Source organism: Paenibacillus sp. NMA1017 (assembly GCF_058895805.1).
Window position 1 is genome coordinate 138729 of record NZ_JBZXYR010000009.1, and the last position, 14850, is coordinate 153578.

Annotated in this window: 12 protein-coding genes; 10 read left to right on the plus strand and 2 right to left on the minus strand. The window is 47.9% G+C overall.

What is annotated here, in order from left to right; translation table 11 throughout:
• Positions 1-76: 76 nt before the first annotated feature.
• The 10 genes from cyoA (at position 77) to AC5ELV_RS20140 (ending at position 12472) form a co-directional block, all read left to right on the plus strand.
• Positions 77-1060: a ubiquinol oxidase subunit II gene (cyoA, locus tag AC5ELV_RS20095; RefSeq protein ID WP_029519232.1), complete on the plus strand. Its 984-nt coding sequence runs from the start codon at positions 77-79 to the stop codon at positions 1058-1060.
• A 25-nt stretch (positions 1061-1085) separates the two neighbouring features.
• Positions 1086-3062, plus strand: coding sequence for a cbb3-type cytochrome c oxidase subunit I (locus AC5ELV_RS20100; RefSeq protein ID WP_013311982.1), 1977 nt, complete (start codon positions 1086-1088; stop codon positions 3060-3062).
• The gene (gene cyoC, locus AC5ELV_RS20105) at positions 3062-3670 is read left to right on the plus strand and encodes a cytochrome o ubiquinol oxidase subunit III (RefSeq protein ID WP_023990327.1); all 609 of its coding nucleotides are present in this window, start codon (positions 3062-3064) and stop codon (positions 3668-3670) included. Before AC5ELV_RS20100 ends, cyoC begins: the two co-directional genes overlap by 1 nt.
• Complete coding sequence (cyoD, locus tag AC5ELV_RS20110) at positions 3671-4006, plus strand: cytochrome o ubiquinol oxidase subunit IV (protein ID WP_023990326.1); 336 nt, start codon at positions 3671-3673, stop codon at positions 4004-4006.
• A gap of 203 nt (positions 4007-4209) precedes the next feature.
• Positions 4210-5334 (plus strand): NADH:flavin oxidoreductase, encoded by a 1125-nt coding sequence (locus tag AC5ELV_RS20115; RefSeq protein WP_493431585.1) that lies wholly within the window; start codon positions 4210-4212, stop codon positions 5332-5334.
• 148 nt (positions 5335-5482) lie between these two features.
• Positions 5483-5851 carry an ArsR/SmtB family transcription factor gene (locus AC5ELV_RS20120; RefSeq protein WP_007432172.1) on the plus strand — a complete coding sequence of 123 codons (369 nt, stop codon included), beginning with the start codon at positions 5483-5485 and terminating at the stop codon, positions 5849-5851.
• Positions 5852-6038: 187 nt separating this feature from the next.
• Positions 6039-8429 (plus strand): heavy metal translocating P-type ATPase, encoded by a 2391-nt coding sequence (locus AC5ELV_RS20125; protein WP_493431586.1) that lies wholly within the window; start codon positions 6039-6041, stop codon positions 8427-8429.
• Positions 8430-8730: 301 nt separating this feature from the next.
• On the plus strand, positions 8731-10182 hold the full coding sequence (locus AC5ELV_RS20130; RefSeq protein ID WP_493431587.1) for a PEP-utilizing protein: 1452 nt from the start codon (positions 8731-8733) through the stop codon (positions 10180-10182).
• A 35-nt stretch (positions 10183-10217) separates the two neighbouring features.
• A complete protein-coding gene (locus tag AC5ELV_RS20135) occupies positions 10218-10415 on the plus strand; it encodes a hypothetical protein (RefSeq protein ID WP_493431588.1) in 198 nt (65 codons plus the stop codon).
• Positions 10416-10489: 74 nt separating this feature from the next.
• A complete protein-coding gene (locus tag AC5ELV_RS20140) occupies positions 10490-12472 on the plus strand; it encodes a heavy metal translocating P-type ATPase (RefSeq protein ID WP_493431642.1) in 1983 nt (660 codons plus the stop codon).
• Positions 12473-12572: 100 nt separating this feature from the next.
• Here AC5ELV_RS20140 and AC5ELV_RS20145 read toward each other — a convergent pair whose 3' ends face one another.
• Both AC5ELV_RS20145 and AC5ELV_RS20150 read right to left on the minus strand, forming a co-directional pair.
• The gene (locus AC5ELV_RS20145) at positions 12573-14096 is read right to left on the minus strand and encodes a DHA2 family efflux MFS transporter permease subunit (RefSeq protein ID WP_493431589.1); all 1524 of its coding nucleotides are present in this window, start codon (positions 14094-14096) and stop codon (positions 12573-12575) included.
• A 9-nt stretch (positions 14097-14105) separates the two neighbouring features.
• Positions 14106-14741, minus strand: a complete 636-nt coding sequence (locus AC5ELV_RS20150) for an HlyD family secretion protein (RefSeq protein WP_025724158.1) — start codon at positions 14739-14741, stop codon at positions 14106-14108.
• Positions 14742-14850 lie beyond the last annotated feature (109 nt).

Consider the following 14850-nt stretch of genomic DNA (forward strand, 5'->3'; position numbering starts at 1 on the left):
CTATCTTATATAGGGGCAACATTACAGGAGTTCGTAAAGTTTTGAGTAATTTATTATTTAAGGAGAGGGGAACAACATGAACAAAAAACCAAAAGCGATTATTGCGTTGGTTTTGACCGTGCTCACGGTAGCATTGCTCATTTGGACGTGTTTTTATGCTGGCGGAAAATACGTTGTTTTCGATCCGAAAGGACCCATTGGGCAAGCACAAAAAGAGCTGATCATTCTTACAACGGCATTGTCTGCGCTAATAATTGTACCGGTCATGATTTTGACTTTCTTCATCATTTGGCGGTATCGTGATACACCGACAAACAAGGTGAAGTACCAACCCCACTGGGATGACAGCAAAAAGCTGGAGACCACATGGTGGGCTATTCCAATTATCGTTATCTGTATTATTGCGGTCATTACTGCAAGATATACCTACTTGCTGGAGCCTTCCAAGCCGTTGGCAAGTACGCAAAAGCCAGTAACCATTCAAGTGACTTCACTGGACTGGAAATGGCTCTTTATGTACCCAGAGGAAGGTATAGCTACAGTTAACCAAGTTCACATTCCTAAAGGTGTTCCAGTCCGTTTTGAACTGACTGCTGACGCACCGATGAACTCGTTCTGGATTCCGCAATTGGGCGGACAAATCTACACCATGTCAGGCATGGCTATGAAACTGCATTTGCAGGCCGATCACGAAGGAACTTACTTTGGTTCGGGTGCAAACTTTAGCGGTGAGCATTTTGGACAAATGCGTTTTGATGTAGAGGTCCAGTCGGATGAAGAGTATAAAAACTGGGTCGCTGACATCAAGAAGCAGTCTAAGCCGCTGACGAAAGACGGCTATTTGGCGCTTGCAAAACCAGGTTTGTCCCAGCCTGATGAGTATTCTTCGATTCCAGATGGCTTGTTCAAAGAGATTGTCAACAAGTATGTAGTGGAAGGGGCTCCTAACCCCCATGCTGGACATGGCGGAGCTACATCCACAGAAGATTCAACCAAATCCGGCACAGAAGATCATGCTGGAATGGACATGAGTCATATGAATATGAGCGGACACAATTAAATGATTATAAGGAAGGAGGCCCCCAATGCTTGACAAAATAAAAGAGTTTGCATCCACTTTCTTCGTTACTGGAGACCCAATGATCTATGGAGCGGACGTCTCCATCGCATTGGCGACGATCGGGATCGTGTTTGTGCTCACTTATTTCAAAAAATGGGGCTGGCTTTGGAAAAACTGGTTGACTACTGTTGACCATAAAAAAGTCGGTATTATGTATATTCTTGCGGCCATCTTGATGTTATTCCGCGGAGGCGTGGATGCATTATTGATGCGTGTTCAACTGGCTACACCGGATGTGACACTTCTGCATCCTGAGCATTACAACCAGATTTTCACAACTCACGGCACGATCATGATCCTGTTTATGGCGATGCCGTTGATGTTTGGTTTGTTTAATATCGCCGTACCCCTTCAAATTGGTGCGCGCGACGTTGCGTTCCCTTTCTTGAACGCACTGAGCTTTTGGCTTTTCTTTATGGGAGCGATGTTGTTCAACCTGTCCTTCGTTATCGGTGGTTCGCCAGATGCAGGGTGGTTGAGTTATCCACCGCTTTCAGAACTGCAATTTAGTCCAGGCGTCGGTCAGAATTTCTATATCTGGGGTATTCAGATTTCTGGTATAGGTTCATTGGCTACGGGGATCAACTTTATTGTGACCATTATTAAAATGCGTGCACCTGGTATGACTTGGATGAAAATGCCTGTCTTTACGTGGTCCGTATTTTCGTCATGTGTTATTATCATTTTCGCATTCCCGATTCTGACGGTTACTTTGGCATTGCTGTTCCTTGACCGCTTTGGAGGAGGACACTTCTTTACACTTGATTTCGGCGGTAACCCGATGATGTATATCAACTTGATCTGGATGTGGGGTCACCCTGAGGTATACATTGTAGTTTTGCCTGCCTTCGGTATTTATTCCGAGGTCATCAGCGTATTCTCCAAAAAGAAATTGTTTGGATACAAGTCCATGGTTTACGCCATGTTCATTATTGCGATCTTGTCCTTCTTCACCTGGGCGCATCACTTCTTCACGATGGGATCAGGGGCAGATGTTAATGCATTCTTTGCGATTTCGACGATGGTTATCGCAATACCGACAGGGGTTAAAGTATTTAACTGGCTGTTCACCATGTATCGGGGGAAGATTACATTCAAGACTCCAATGATGTGGTCAATTGCTTTTATTCCGAACTTCTTGATTGCTGGTTTGACGGGCGTCATGTTGTCTGTAGCGCCTGCTGACTTCCAGTTCCATAACAGTTACTTCCTGATCGCTCACTTTCACTCCGCTCTGATTGGTGGTGTAGTGTTCGGTTACTTGGCAGGTTTGTACTATTGGTGGCCTAAAATGTTCGGTTTCACATTGCCTGAAACGCCTGGTAAATGGGCTTTCTGGTTCTGGAACATTGGTTTCTATGTATGTTTTATTCCGCAATATTCCCTCGGTCTGATGGGTATGACGCGTCGTCTGAGCACATATGGCTGGGATACCGGCTGGCAGCCGCTTAACCTCGTTTCGACCGTTGGGGCATTCCTGATGGGGATTGGTTTCTTGTTCCAGGTTCTTCAAATTCTTCTGGGCATCAAGAATTACCGCAAGCTGAAGGATACAACAGGCGATCCTTGGGGTGGCCATACGTTGGAATGGTCGATTCCTTCACCTGCACCGGAATACAATTTTGCTACCATTCCACAAGTAGAAGAACGTGATGACTGGTGGGCAGAAAAAGATAAACGTGCAAAAGGTATCTTCAGAAAGCAACCGCCAATTGAAGCGATTCATATGCCGAAGAACTCGGCGATTCCATTCATTATGTCGGTATTCTTTTTCATTGCAGGTTTCGGGTTCGTATTCGGATGGTCGTTCTTCTATATTCCAGGGTTGATCGGTGTGGCAATTTGTATGATTTGCCGTTCGTTCTTCTCCTATGATGGCGACTACTATATCCCTGCGGATGAAGTAAAACGCACGGAAGCGGCAATAAGGGGGTCTGTATAATGGCACAAGCTGCAGCACACCAAAGCCATGATCATGACCACGGGCATCACGATCCGCAAGAATTGAAGATGCTTGGTTTTTGGATCTTCCTTGTAACGGACGTAATCCTGTTTAGTACCTTGTTCGCAACCTTCGTCGTCCTTCGGAACAACACAGCCGGAGGACCGGGGGGCGCAGAGCTGTTTAACATGACGGGCGTTATTATTGAAACGTTCCTCTTGCTCACGAGCAGCTTCACAAGTGGTCTGGCTGTGTTAGCCATGAACAAAGGAAGCATGAAGGGATTAATCAACTGGTTAATCGTGACGGCGATCCTGGGTCTTGGTTTTATCGGTTTTGAGGTTTACGAGTTTGTTGAGTTGGTACACGAAGGAGCCAATTTTGGAACCAGTGCGTTCTTGTCGGCATTCTTCACTTTAGTCGGAACGCACGGACTTCACGTTTCGTTAGGTCTGGTTTGGATGATTGGACTCATGTTCCAGTTGAAAAAACGCGGACTTACACCAGAGACGAAGGGGAAAGTTTCGGCATTGAGCTTGTACTGGCACTTTTTGGACGCTGTCTGGATCTTCTTGCTGACAGTCGTCTATTTGATGGGGGTGATGTAGATGGCACAGCATCAAACAGGAGCGGGTTCGCATGGTCATGATGATTCTCACGGTTCAGTGAAATCCTATGTTATCGGGTTTATTCTGTCCATCGTACTGACCATCATTCCTCTCGGTGTGGTTATGAATCATATGTTGAGCCGCACTTCGACCATGGTTGTTATTTTAGCCGCGGCAGTGCTGCAATTTCTGGTTCAGCTTTTCTTCTTCATGCACATTCGTGAAAGCAATGGACCACGCTGGAATGTCATGACTTTGATTTTCGGGGTAGTTATCCTGTTGACCATTGTTGGTGGTTCTGTATGGATTATGGAATACAACATGGTAGCACACTAATAAGTCAGGATTTTTGCAAAATCACACAAGTACAAACGAATTAGGAAAGAAGAAGCGGACTTAGAACCGCTTCTTCTTTTTTTGTGTAGCTTATTAAAATTAAAACTGTGGCTTCTTGAACTCAAGTTTACATATGTGTAAAATGGAATTGTATAACAGTAGAGTGAAAACGATAATACTAGTGGAGAGCGGAGGAAAAAGTAATGAATACAGAATTACTGTTTAAACCTTTTAAGTCAGGTAATTTATCTCTTCCCAATCGGATTGTTATGGCGCCAATGACACGGAATTTTTCTCCTCAAGGTATTCCAGGGCCTGACGTGGCCGCGTATTATCGTCGCCGTGCCGAAAATGCGGTTGGATTGATTATTACAGAGGGCACCGCTATTAATCATCCCGCAGCTGTGGAGCACACAAGCATTCCTAATTTTTATGGTGAGGGATTAAAGGGGTGGGCTAAGGTAGTTGAGGAGGTTCATGCGGTAGGTGGCAAGATTATACCGCAGCTCTGGCATGTGGGTACGGCCCGTAAAATAGGTGCAGATAATCAACCGAATCCCGAGGCATTGCCTGTCGGTCCGTCCGGTATTTCTCCCGCCGGTGAAAAGGTGGTCGAGCCATTGACGGAGGCGGAGATTGCGGATATTATCTCTGCTTATGCTCAGGCCGCTGCCGATGCCCAGCGAGTGGGCTTTGACGGCATTGAGCTTCATGGAGCACATGGCTATTTAATCGATCAATTTTTCTGGGACAAAACCAATAAGCGTACCGATCAATACGGTGGCAACTTGGTCCAGCGTACTCGGTTTGCGGTGGAGGTCATTGAGGCTTGTCGTCGTGCAGTAGGGCCGAATTTCCCAATTGTATTCCGATTCTCCCAGTGGAAGATGTACCATTATGAAGAAAAGCTGGCACAAACACCACAGGAACTTGAACAGTTTCTCACTCCATTAGTGAAGGCCGGGTTGGATGTATTCCATTGCTCAAGCCGCCGTTTTTGGGAACCGGAATTTGAAGGGTCTGATCTAAACCTGGCAGCTTGGACTAAAAAGATAACAGGCAAGCCAGTGATTACTGTGGGCTCGATTGGTTTGGAGAAGGCCTTTTTGAGTGATTTTGAAAAAAATAATAATCGTCAAACCGATGAATCCAGTAATGTAGAGGCAAGATTAGAGCAACTCATGGGGCAAGTAGAACGAGAGGAAGCTGATCTGGTTGCGGTTGGGCGTGCTTTGTTGGTTGATCCAGCGTTTGCGGTGAAGTTACGTGATCAACAAATAGAAGAAATTATTCCTTACAGTGATGAAGTATTAAAAACGTTGAATTAAGCTTTATGTAGTGTAAAGCTATAACGTTAGGCAAGCATTGAGACTTGGAAGTTTTCTGTTGCAGGGCAAGCTGTAATATAAGCTATTCGTAAACTCTACGAATTTGCTATAATAGGAGCATCAAGTCGAAATACACGGGGTGAAAAGGATGAATTCTGAAACGGAAGCTTTGGATTGCGAGCCGGCTTGTCACGGTTCAGATCAGGAAATCGAGCGCATAAAATCTTCCCTTGTTGAGGATTCCATCGCATACAAAATGTCGGAGTTGTTTAAAGCATTGGGTGACCCGACACGGATCAAGCTGATTTATGCCCTGGCACAAAAAGAACTGTGTGTTCATGATCTGACCCAGGTGTTGAACATGGGACAATCTGCGGTATCCCACCAGCTTCGTTATTTGCGCAACCTGCGTATTGTCAAACGACGCAAGGAAGGCAAAACGGTGTTTTATTCACTGGATGATAATCATGTGGAGCAGATCTTTTTGCAAACCCATCAGCACATATCACATCAATAATTTTTGGGATAAAACAACAGAGGGCGCCAAGCGATTGGCGCTCTTTTGGCATTTGTCTGTTGAAGTCGATTTTTTTGGCAAAAAAGGGCTAGAGTCATTGACTTTTGACCCTGATCCTGAATATAATGGCCTTAACAAATAATATATGAACAGTTGCTCATATATAGTTAATTGGAGGCCAAAGATTATGGATGCTCTAAAAAGAACGGAACGGCATGAATGGATTTTGGAAGGTTTGGATTGCGCCAACTGTGCTCTCAAGATTGAAAATGGAGTCAGTAAAATAGAAGGGGTCATGGATTGCTCAGTCAATTTTGTTACGAAAACGTTGACGATGACCACAAGTTCGGATCAAAAAGAAGAGGTTTTTCGCCAAACGGAACGGAAGGTTCACAGACTTGAGCCACATGTTCGGATGGTGGTAAAAGGTGCCCGTGGCCGCCTGCATGAAGACAGTCGAAGCAATGTTGGTACAGTACAGTCAAACTGCACAGATGATTGTGCATGCGGTCATGAGCATGATGCTGAAGGACATACACACGAGGCTGGACAACATGCGGCTAACAGCCACGTCGGACACGATCACGGCGATCATACACACGAGCATCACAACCACCATGCAGAGCACGAACATGGTGAAGCCACCCATGCTCATTCACATTCGCATGGAGATGATAGCCACGCTGGGCATACGCATGATCACGGTACTGACGGTATGCGCCGCATGATTGCACGTTTGGCTATTGGTGCGGTCGTTGCGGCTCTTGCCTGGTGGTTACCTGTCGAAGGTGTAAGCAAGCTGGCCTTATTTTTACTGGCATATATCATCGTTGGCGGTGATGTTGTCTTGCAGGCTGCACGCAGTTTGGTGCGTGGAATGGCCTTTGACGAATACTTCCTGATGACGCTGGCTACTGTTGGTGCATTTGCGATTGGGGAATACCCGGAAGGCGTAGCTGTCATGTTCTTTTATCAAATCGGAGAGCTGTTTCAAGGCATTGCAGTTAACCGTTCACGTAAGTCCATCAGTGATCTGATGGATATTAGACCGGATTATGCCAACCTGAAGACGGCTGAGTCTGTACGGAGGGTATCCCCAGAAGACGTTCGCATTGGGGATTTGATTGTGATTAAGCCGGGCGAGAAGATCCCGCTGGACGGTAAGGTTGTAGATGGTAAATCGCATGTGGATACCTCTGCGTTGACTGGTGAATCGGTGCCACGTACCGTAGAGCCGGGAAGTAGTGTGTTGAGTGGATTTATCAATACGAACGGACTTCTAACCGTAGAGGTTAGCAAAGAATTTAGTGAATCTGCGGTCTCTAAAATTTTGGAATTAGTGCAGAATGCGAGTGCCAAAAAAGCGCCGACTGAAAAGTTTATTACGAAATTTTCCAGATACTATACTCCGGTAGTGGTTATTGTAGCGCTATTGTTGGCGGTTGTTCCACCGCTTGTTGTGCCGGATGCACAATTTGCAGATTGGGTATACCGTGCGCTTGTTTTCCTCGTTATTTCTTGTCCATGTGCGCTGGTAGTATCCATTCCACTGGGCTTCTTTGGCGGAATCGGGGCAGCCTCCCGTTCAGGCGTTCTGATCAAGGGCGGGAACTATCTTGAAGCTCTGAATCATGTAAAATACGCTGTTTTTGATAAAACAGGCACACTCACCAAAGGTGTTTTCCGTGTAACAGGGATTTATCCTGCCGGAGATTTTACAAACGAAACCCTGCTCGAAACCGCCGCTTTGGCGGAGCTGCATTCCACACATCCTATTGCTGCGTCTCTGCGTGAATCCTACGGTAAAGAACTCAGAGCAGAACGGGTACAACAGTATAGTGAAATATCCGGTCACGGGATTCAGGCACAAATAGATGGTCGTCTGGTATCGGCCGGGAACGCCAAGCTGATGGAGCGGGAGCATGTTGCTCCTAACATGGCGCAGCAAGCAGGGACGCTGGATGAAGGAACGGTTGTACATGTGGCTGTAGACGGAACGTATGCCGGGTGCATTCTGATTTCAGATGAGGTTAAGGAAGACGCAGCCAAAACGGTTGCTTCACTGAAAAAGTTGGGTGTGGTGAAAACCATCATGCTGACGGGTGACAATCGGACAGTTGCTGAGGCTGTAGGACGACAGCTAGGTTTAGATGAAGTACGGGCAGAGCTGCTACCTCAGCACAAAGCCGAAGCCATCGAGCAGTTGTCTGCAAGTAAAAAAACGAGCGACAAAATTTTGTTCGTAGGCGATGGAATCAATGATACACCCGTACTGGCGCTGGCAGATGTCGGTGTAGCGATGGGCGGCTTGGGATCGGACGCTGCGATTGAGGCGGCAGATATCGTAATCATGAACGACGAGCCTTCAAGGCTGGTTACGGCCATCCATATCGCCAAGCGCACACGTCGTATCGTATGGCAAAACATCATATTTGCACTAGGTGTCAAAGCTGTGTTTCTTACGCTGGGAGCATTCGGTATTGCTACGATGTGGGAGGCTGTATTTTCCGATGTAGGTGTAACATTGCTAGCTGTATTGAATGTGATGCGTGTATTGAAGGTTCGTTCTTACGAGTAAAAAGTGAACACCCCCGGGTTAACATTGGATGTAGGCATCCAGTGGAAACCGGGGGTGTTTCTTATTAGATTCCTTTTGCAATGAGGTCATGCATCATTATAGAGATTTATTTTGCGTTGTATGGTAGTTGTGCTGAGATGTATAAATGTGAGGCGTACCTAATACGTTAAGGTAGGGGCTTTAGAAGTAAGACCCATGTAAGATTCGGTTGCTCATGATGAGTAAGCGTTTTCTTTATTTGGAGGGGTACTCGAATTCGTGTGTGCCAACTTGCTGACGGAAGAAAGGATGGATTAATAGCATGGAGGCTAAACTGATGCATGTATTCGCAGAGCTGTTGGGCGGCAAAAACAGCCGGGATCTCAAAGATCCAGAGTCGGGTATGGAGACTGCTGCACAGAGGTTGGCTATGGAGACGCTAAGGGCAGGCAGCCATGAAGTATCTGCTACGCAGGAGGAAGATCCGTTGGGCTGGCTGGTTGGTTTAGCTGAGCAGGGCGTAATCAGTCGAGCGGAGGCTTTGATGGCTGCGAATCCCGAATTACTGGGGGAAACGATGCTGAATAGCGGCAACGATATTGGGCAAGCAATGGGTACACTCCTAAAATGGAGCGATGAATACAGACGTACCTTCATACGGATTTATGCCGATGCTCCTGCAAGTATGAGTCGTTTAAGTACAGAGACAGCATCAGAAATAGGCAGTTATGACGGTTATAGTCTTCTGCATGGCCCCTTGTCACAGGCCTCTGGCCGCGTGGGGGAATTATGCTATGCCTATCTGGACGTAGCTGAGTCTGGACAGACGATTCATGCCTCTGACGGGGAGCCCGATCCTATCCTTATTCCCGGCTCTCGTGCATCTGACACGTACAAAACCTTTAACCAGGCATCTGGCCTGCCTGGATTGTGTGAGCATTTGTCCCGCCGGATTATCAGTTTGCTGGAAACGGAATATGAAGGCTTATTCGAGTCTCTGAACGGATCGCCACTCACTATAGCCCTAATTGAGCAGAACAATGCAGTGGGTATTGGCAGCTTGCAAGATATGCAGTTGGAGGCATTACTGCGTGCGGCGTTGCGGAGCGTGCGGCAGGGGGGAGAACCCAAGCTGGAGATTATGGTACGCAATCCGGCTGACGTGGACGAATTTCGGGCAACCCGAGACTGGATTGACGGCGTTGCGGAGCAGACCTTATGCGGACGTCTTCGGTGCATTCCATATCGGGTAGGCGTGCTTTTGACAGTTGACCCGTCTTTGGTGCCTAACGTAAGCCCAACATGGAACAGGCAAGCCGCACGGTCGGGGGAGTCAGCCAACTCCAATAACATGTCCGAAGTGGATGTACGACAGATCAAGCAGGTGGTTCAAGCTGCAGATCTGGCACGTTTTGCCGATACGGTCATTTTAGAAGTCATACCAACTCCATCCGATGATATTAGGACTGAAGATCAGTTGATTCCACCCGGTGTCAATGGTCATGAGAATACTAGGGATACGATAAAATGCATAATGGAAGCTGTTCGGCGTGTAAAGCCCGAGCTTCCTTTATGGGTAGCAGTAGATGAAATTAACCAGTCTCTGAATGAGATTTTGATCTGGGAGAACGAGCTGACGGGGGTCATTTGCCCGGACACAGTAGTTCCCGTTGCACGCCTTGCGGCTGCGCGTCTGGGACTGCAACAGCCCGCAGATCGTCAGCACACTTCAGGAACTGTACACAACCATGCGTGGAAGTTTCCTTTAGCCTGAAGATAACCGGGATGCATGAATAGGATGCTTTAAATATGGAGGATACCTGTGTTGTTTGCGCGGGTATCTTTTTTTATTTAGGCCATTGGTGGTTTACAAGTGTAAAAGAAAAGGTATATAATAAAACAAAAGTTTCACTAAACCAAAATAATTGTATAGATGCAAAAATGATTATCATTCTCATTGCCAAACATGCTGCTTCGGGCTTCCCGAAGCAGCATGTGCTATTTTAGGGCACTTAACAATGGATATCATTCTCAATGAGATGCTAGTACAAGGAACGAAATATGGAAAGGAACGTGACATGATGCAAGCTGTTCAACGATTACAAGATACATTGTCTCCCTCTAACCGAACCCTTTCAAAAAACAGTGGCAGCGGACGGCCCGGTCCGAATCGCAAGCCGCAATTTCAGCTTAAAAGCATGCTGAAAAACAAGGAGATGCAAGCTGCTCTAGGTAGTGGATTATTGATGCTGATGGCATGGGGAGTCTCACATTGGTGGCAGTGGCTATCGGTCATTTTGTATGTGGTGTCCTATGCCCTTGGGGGCTGGTCCAAAGCCAGAGAAGGGATCGAAACACTGGTCCGAGAACATGATCTGGATGTTAACCTGCTCATGATTGCTGCCTCCCTAGGAGCTGCGGCCATTGGCTATTGGAATGAAGGAGCCATGCTGATCTTTATTTTTGCACTCAGCGGTGCGCTGGAGAGTTATACCACCGAGCGTAGTAGTAAGGATATTTCTGAGCTTATGGCGTTGAAGCCAGAAACGGCTTTGCGCTTGTCTCGCGAGGGGACGGAAACGGTCGGCATTGAGCAGCTATTGCCAGGCGATCTGCTGCTGGTGAAGCCGGGTGAACTGATTCCGGCAGACGGCCGAATCTCCAAGGGCGTTTCAGCAGTGAATCAGGCATCTATTACCGGTGAATCTGTTCCGGTAAATAAGGTGGAAGGTGACGAAGTATATGCGGGCACCATTAATGGAGAAGGCGTGCTATATGTAGAGGTTAGTCAGTCCTCAGAGGACACTTTATTTTCAAAAATCATTCGTATGGTGGAAGAGGCTCAGATCGAAGTTCCTGATTCCCAGCGGTTTATTAAAACGTTCGAATCGGTGTATGCTCGAATTGTTGTTGCTGTCACGCTGATCGTCATTGCCGGTGCACCCATAGTATTAGGCTGGACGTGGGCAGCAGCGTTTTACAAGGCTATGGTGTTCCTCGTCGTGGCCTCACCCTGTGCGCTCGTGTCGTCCATTATGCCAGTGATGCTATCGGCCATTTCCAACCGTGCCCGACGGGGCATCCTGTTCAAAGGTGGTGCACATGTGGAGAATATGGCATTGACTTCTGTTGTTGCTTTTGACAAAACAGGTACGTTAACGATGGGGTCACCTATCGTCACGGATTGGATTACCGCCGCAGAATACGATGCCGATGAGCTATTGCACATGGTCGCCACAATTGAAAGTTATTCTTTGCATCCGCTGGCGCGAGCGATTGTAGCCAAAGCCGAAGCTGAATTGGGACAGAGAGAGCTTCTCACAGCCGAGCAAGTGCAGGCACTCACCGGCTGGGGGATGGAAGGCATTATAGGTGGGGTGAAGTGGAAAATTGGACGTACCAATGTACTGGATGGGCCTGGTCCTCTGGCAGAGCCAGAGTGGATGGAGAGTCGGGCCCGGCTGGAAGCTGAGGGCAAAACCGTATCCATCATCCTCGCGGATGATCGGATTGCCGGAATGCTGGCACTACGCGACGAACTGCGTCCGCAGGCCCAAGAGTCCGTGAAACGCCTGCAAGCACAGGGTATCCGCGTCGTCATGCTGACCGGAGATCGTCCAGAAACGGCCGCTGTGATCGCGGAGCAGGCAGGAGTCGACGCCGTATATGCTGGCTTAATGCCGGAGGACAAAGTCGGCCATATTCGCATGCTGCGGGAGCAGTACGGGCATGTCGTCATGGTCGGCGACGGCGTGAACGACGCTCCTGCGTTGACAGCAGCAACCGTAGGACTAGGCATGGGGATGCATGGTAGCGGAGCAGCGCTAGAGGTCGCAGACGTGGTACTGATGAACGATGGAATCGAGGAGATTGCTCCGACGATAGCACTGGCGCGCAAGGCGCAGCGGGTGGTCAAACAAAATATGATCTTTGCGGTAAGTGTCATTTTGCTGCTTGTGATCAGCAACTTTGTGCAAGATATAGCCCTACCATTTGGGGTTATTGGGCATGAAGGCAGCACATTACTGGTTATTTTGAATGGCCTGCGCTTATTGCGGTCATAGGGCTAATAATTACAAGATGACAAACAGGAAGGAGCATTCATACCTCTTAAAATCCAAGGGATGAATGCTCCTTCTTTTGCGGCCTCACAACGCTGTACGTCTATCTTCGGCGTGGCGTAGACCGTCGTAAGAACAAGGAAAACAATAGCCCTGCCAGTGCAATCCCTGTAGCAATGATGAAGGCATCATTAATGCCATGGATCGTCGATTCCGTAACAGCATTTCGGTACACCTGTTGTAGCGCCAACGATGAACCACTTTCTGTTGAAATACCCGCCGTTTGCGTGAGGGTTTGTCCCAACTGTGCTACCCCTTCGGTTAAAGGAACATTGGCGGTGGTAGCGACATTCGCATAATCCGCTACATGAATCGTGGTTCGGCTGCTCATTACAGTAATGAGCCAAGCGGTACCGATAGACCCAGCAATTTGCCGTACTGTATTGGACATGGCTGTACCATGGCTACCGAGATGGGGAGGCAGCTGGTTTAGCCCTTCCGTCTGAACGGACATCATCAGCAATGACATTCCGAAGCTGCGAATCGTATAGATGATCATAATATGTCCGTAGGTGGTGGCGTCGGTCAGCAGACTGAATTCCCAGGTCGTGACTGCCGTAATGATCAGCCCAATGATCGCCAACGGCCTTGCGCCTATACGGTCAAATACTGCCCCTGATATCGGTGACATCACACCCATCAGCAGTGCACCCGGCAACAGCAGCAGACCGGATTGCAGCGGTGTAAAGCCGCGTATATTTTGCAAATAGATCGGCAGCAGCAGCATCCCGCCGAACATCGTCATGTTGACGGTAGCCCCGACTAAGGTCGATACGGTGAAAATATCATATTTAAACACACGGAACTCCAGCATCGGCTGTATCATGTTTAGCTCGCGCACGATAAACAATACAATAAACACCACCCCGGCAGCGAGTGTAAGGATTACCGTATTGCTACTCCAGCCTTTGTCTCCAGCTGAACTAAAGCCATACAGCAGGAAGCCAAAACCAAGGGTGGAAAAGATGGTTCCCAACAGGTCAAAGTTCGGTTTTGTTAGCTTAGATACATTTTTGAGCCAGCGTATGGCAAACAGAATATCAATGATCGCCAGCGGAATAACGAGTAAAAATAGCAGCCGCCAGCTGTAATGCTCCACAATATAGCCGGATAAAGTCGGTCCAATCGCCGGGGCAAACATCATGGCGATTCCCATAGTACCCATGGCAGCGCCCCGTTTTTCCGGAGGAAACACAGTCAGGAACACGTTCATGACCACAGGCATGATGATGCCCGCTCCGCTGGCCTGGATAACGCGTCCAACCAGCATAGGCGCAAAGCCGGTACTGGCAGCACAGACGACAGACCCGGCAGTAAATAACCCCATCGCGGAGATGAACAGCGCACGTGTTCCGAAGGACTCAATCAGAAAAGCGGTGATAGGAATCAAAATCCCGTTGGTTAGCATATATCCGGTAGATAGCCATTGAACGGTCGTTGCAGACACATTGAAATCATTCATCAAGTGTGGAATGGCCACGTTAAGCAGCGTTTGATTCAAAATCGAAATGAAGGCGCCTAGCAGCAGCACGGACAGAATACGTCCGACGGACATTTTTTGATCCATGACAGCCTCCTACTTGTGAACTCTGATAGTCGCACTCATTCCCGGAATAATGCCCAGCCCCTTGTAACCTTGAATGGAAATATTGACAGGCACGACCTGCGTCACCTTGGTATAGTTGGCAGTGGTATTGGAAGTGGGCAGTAGTGAAAAAGTCGATGCGGTCGCCAGGCCGATCTTTTCGAGTTTACCGCTCAGGGACGTATCCGGGTAAGCATCAATATATACATCTACGGTCTGTCCTACTTGAAGATCCTGTACAGCCGTTTCGTCTATATTAGCGGTAATCCATAAATTGTTTAGATCAAAAGCCTTCGCTAAAGGCGTGCCTGCCCCAACAATTGAGTTGTTGACCGCAGATTGCTGCACGATGGTACCATCGGTTGGAATCGTAACGCTAATTCGGCTTCCGCCTCCTTCTACATTACCAAGCGTGCTTCCAGCGGTGTAGGTTTTACCAACTTCAGCATTCCAGCCTGTGAGCTTGCCAGCGCCTGGAGAGGCAACGGTAACCGCTTGTCCACTCACTTGGGCGTTATCGGTTTTTATGTAGTTAGCGGATTGATTGTAGTAGTAGGCGGCGGCTCCACCTCCTGCCAGAATAATGATAATAACTAGCAGGTTGACTAATATGGCGCGTGAATTCATGTGTAACATGCCTCCCTAGTTCTTGGATTTTCAAAGTATGCGTCAAACGATTCATAATATTCAGATGGATTTTGGGCAAGGTTAAGAGCGCATGCGAAAAGGATGATTT

Coding starts and splice junctions, on each gene's coding strand:
- cyoD (WP_023990326.1), top strand. CDS start 3,671: ATGGCACAGCATCAAACAGGAGCGGGTTCGCATGGTCATGATGATTCT.
- AC5ELV_RS20120 (WP_007432172.1), top strand. CDS start 5,483: ATGAATTCTGAAACGGAAGCTTTGGATTGCGAGCCGGCTTGTCACGGT.
- AC5ELV_RS20115 (WP_493431585.1), top strand. CDS start 4,210: ATGAATACAGAATTACTGTTTAAACCTTTTAAGTCAGGTAATTTATCT.
- AC5ELV_RS20140 (WP_493431642.1), top strand. CDS start 10,490: ATGCAAGCTGTTCAACGATTACAAGATACATTGTCTCCCTCTAACCGA.
- AC5ELV_RS20145 (WP_493431589.1), bottom strand. CDS start 14,096: ATGGATCAAAAAATGTCCGTCGGACGTATTCTGTCCGTGCTGCTGCTA.
- AC5ELV_RS20100 (WP_013311982.1), top strand. CDS start 1,086: ATGCTTGACAAAATAAAAGAGTTTGCATCCACTTTCTTCGTTACTGGA.
- AC5ELV_RS20150 (WP_025724158.1), bottom strand. CDS start 14,741: ATGAATTCACGCGCCATATTAGTCAACCTGCTAGTTATTATCATTATT.
- cyoC (WP_023990327.1), top strand. CDS start 3,062: ATGGCACAAGCTGCAGCACACCAAAGCCATGATCATGACCACGGGCAT.
- cyoA (WP_029519232.1), top strand. CDS start 77: ATGAACAAAAAACCAAAAGCGATTATTGCGTTGGTTTTGACCGTGCTC.
- AC5ELV_RS20135 (WP_493431588.1), top strand. CDS start 10,218: ATGGAGGATACCTGTGTTGTTTGCGCGGGTATCTTTTTTTATTTAGGC.
- AC5ELV_RS20130 (WP_493431587.1), top strand. CDS start 8,731: ATGGAGGCTAAACTGATGCATGTATTCGCAGAGCTGTTGGGCGGCAAA.
- AC5ELV_RS20125 (WP_493431586.1), top strand. CDS start 6,039: ATGGATGCTCTAAAAAGAACGGAACGGCATGAATGGATTTTGGAAGGT.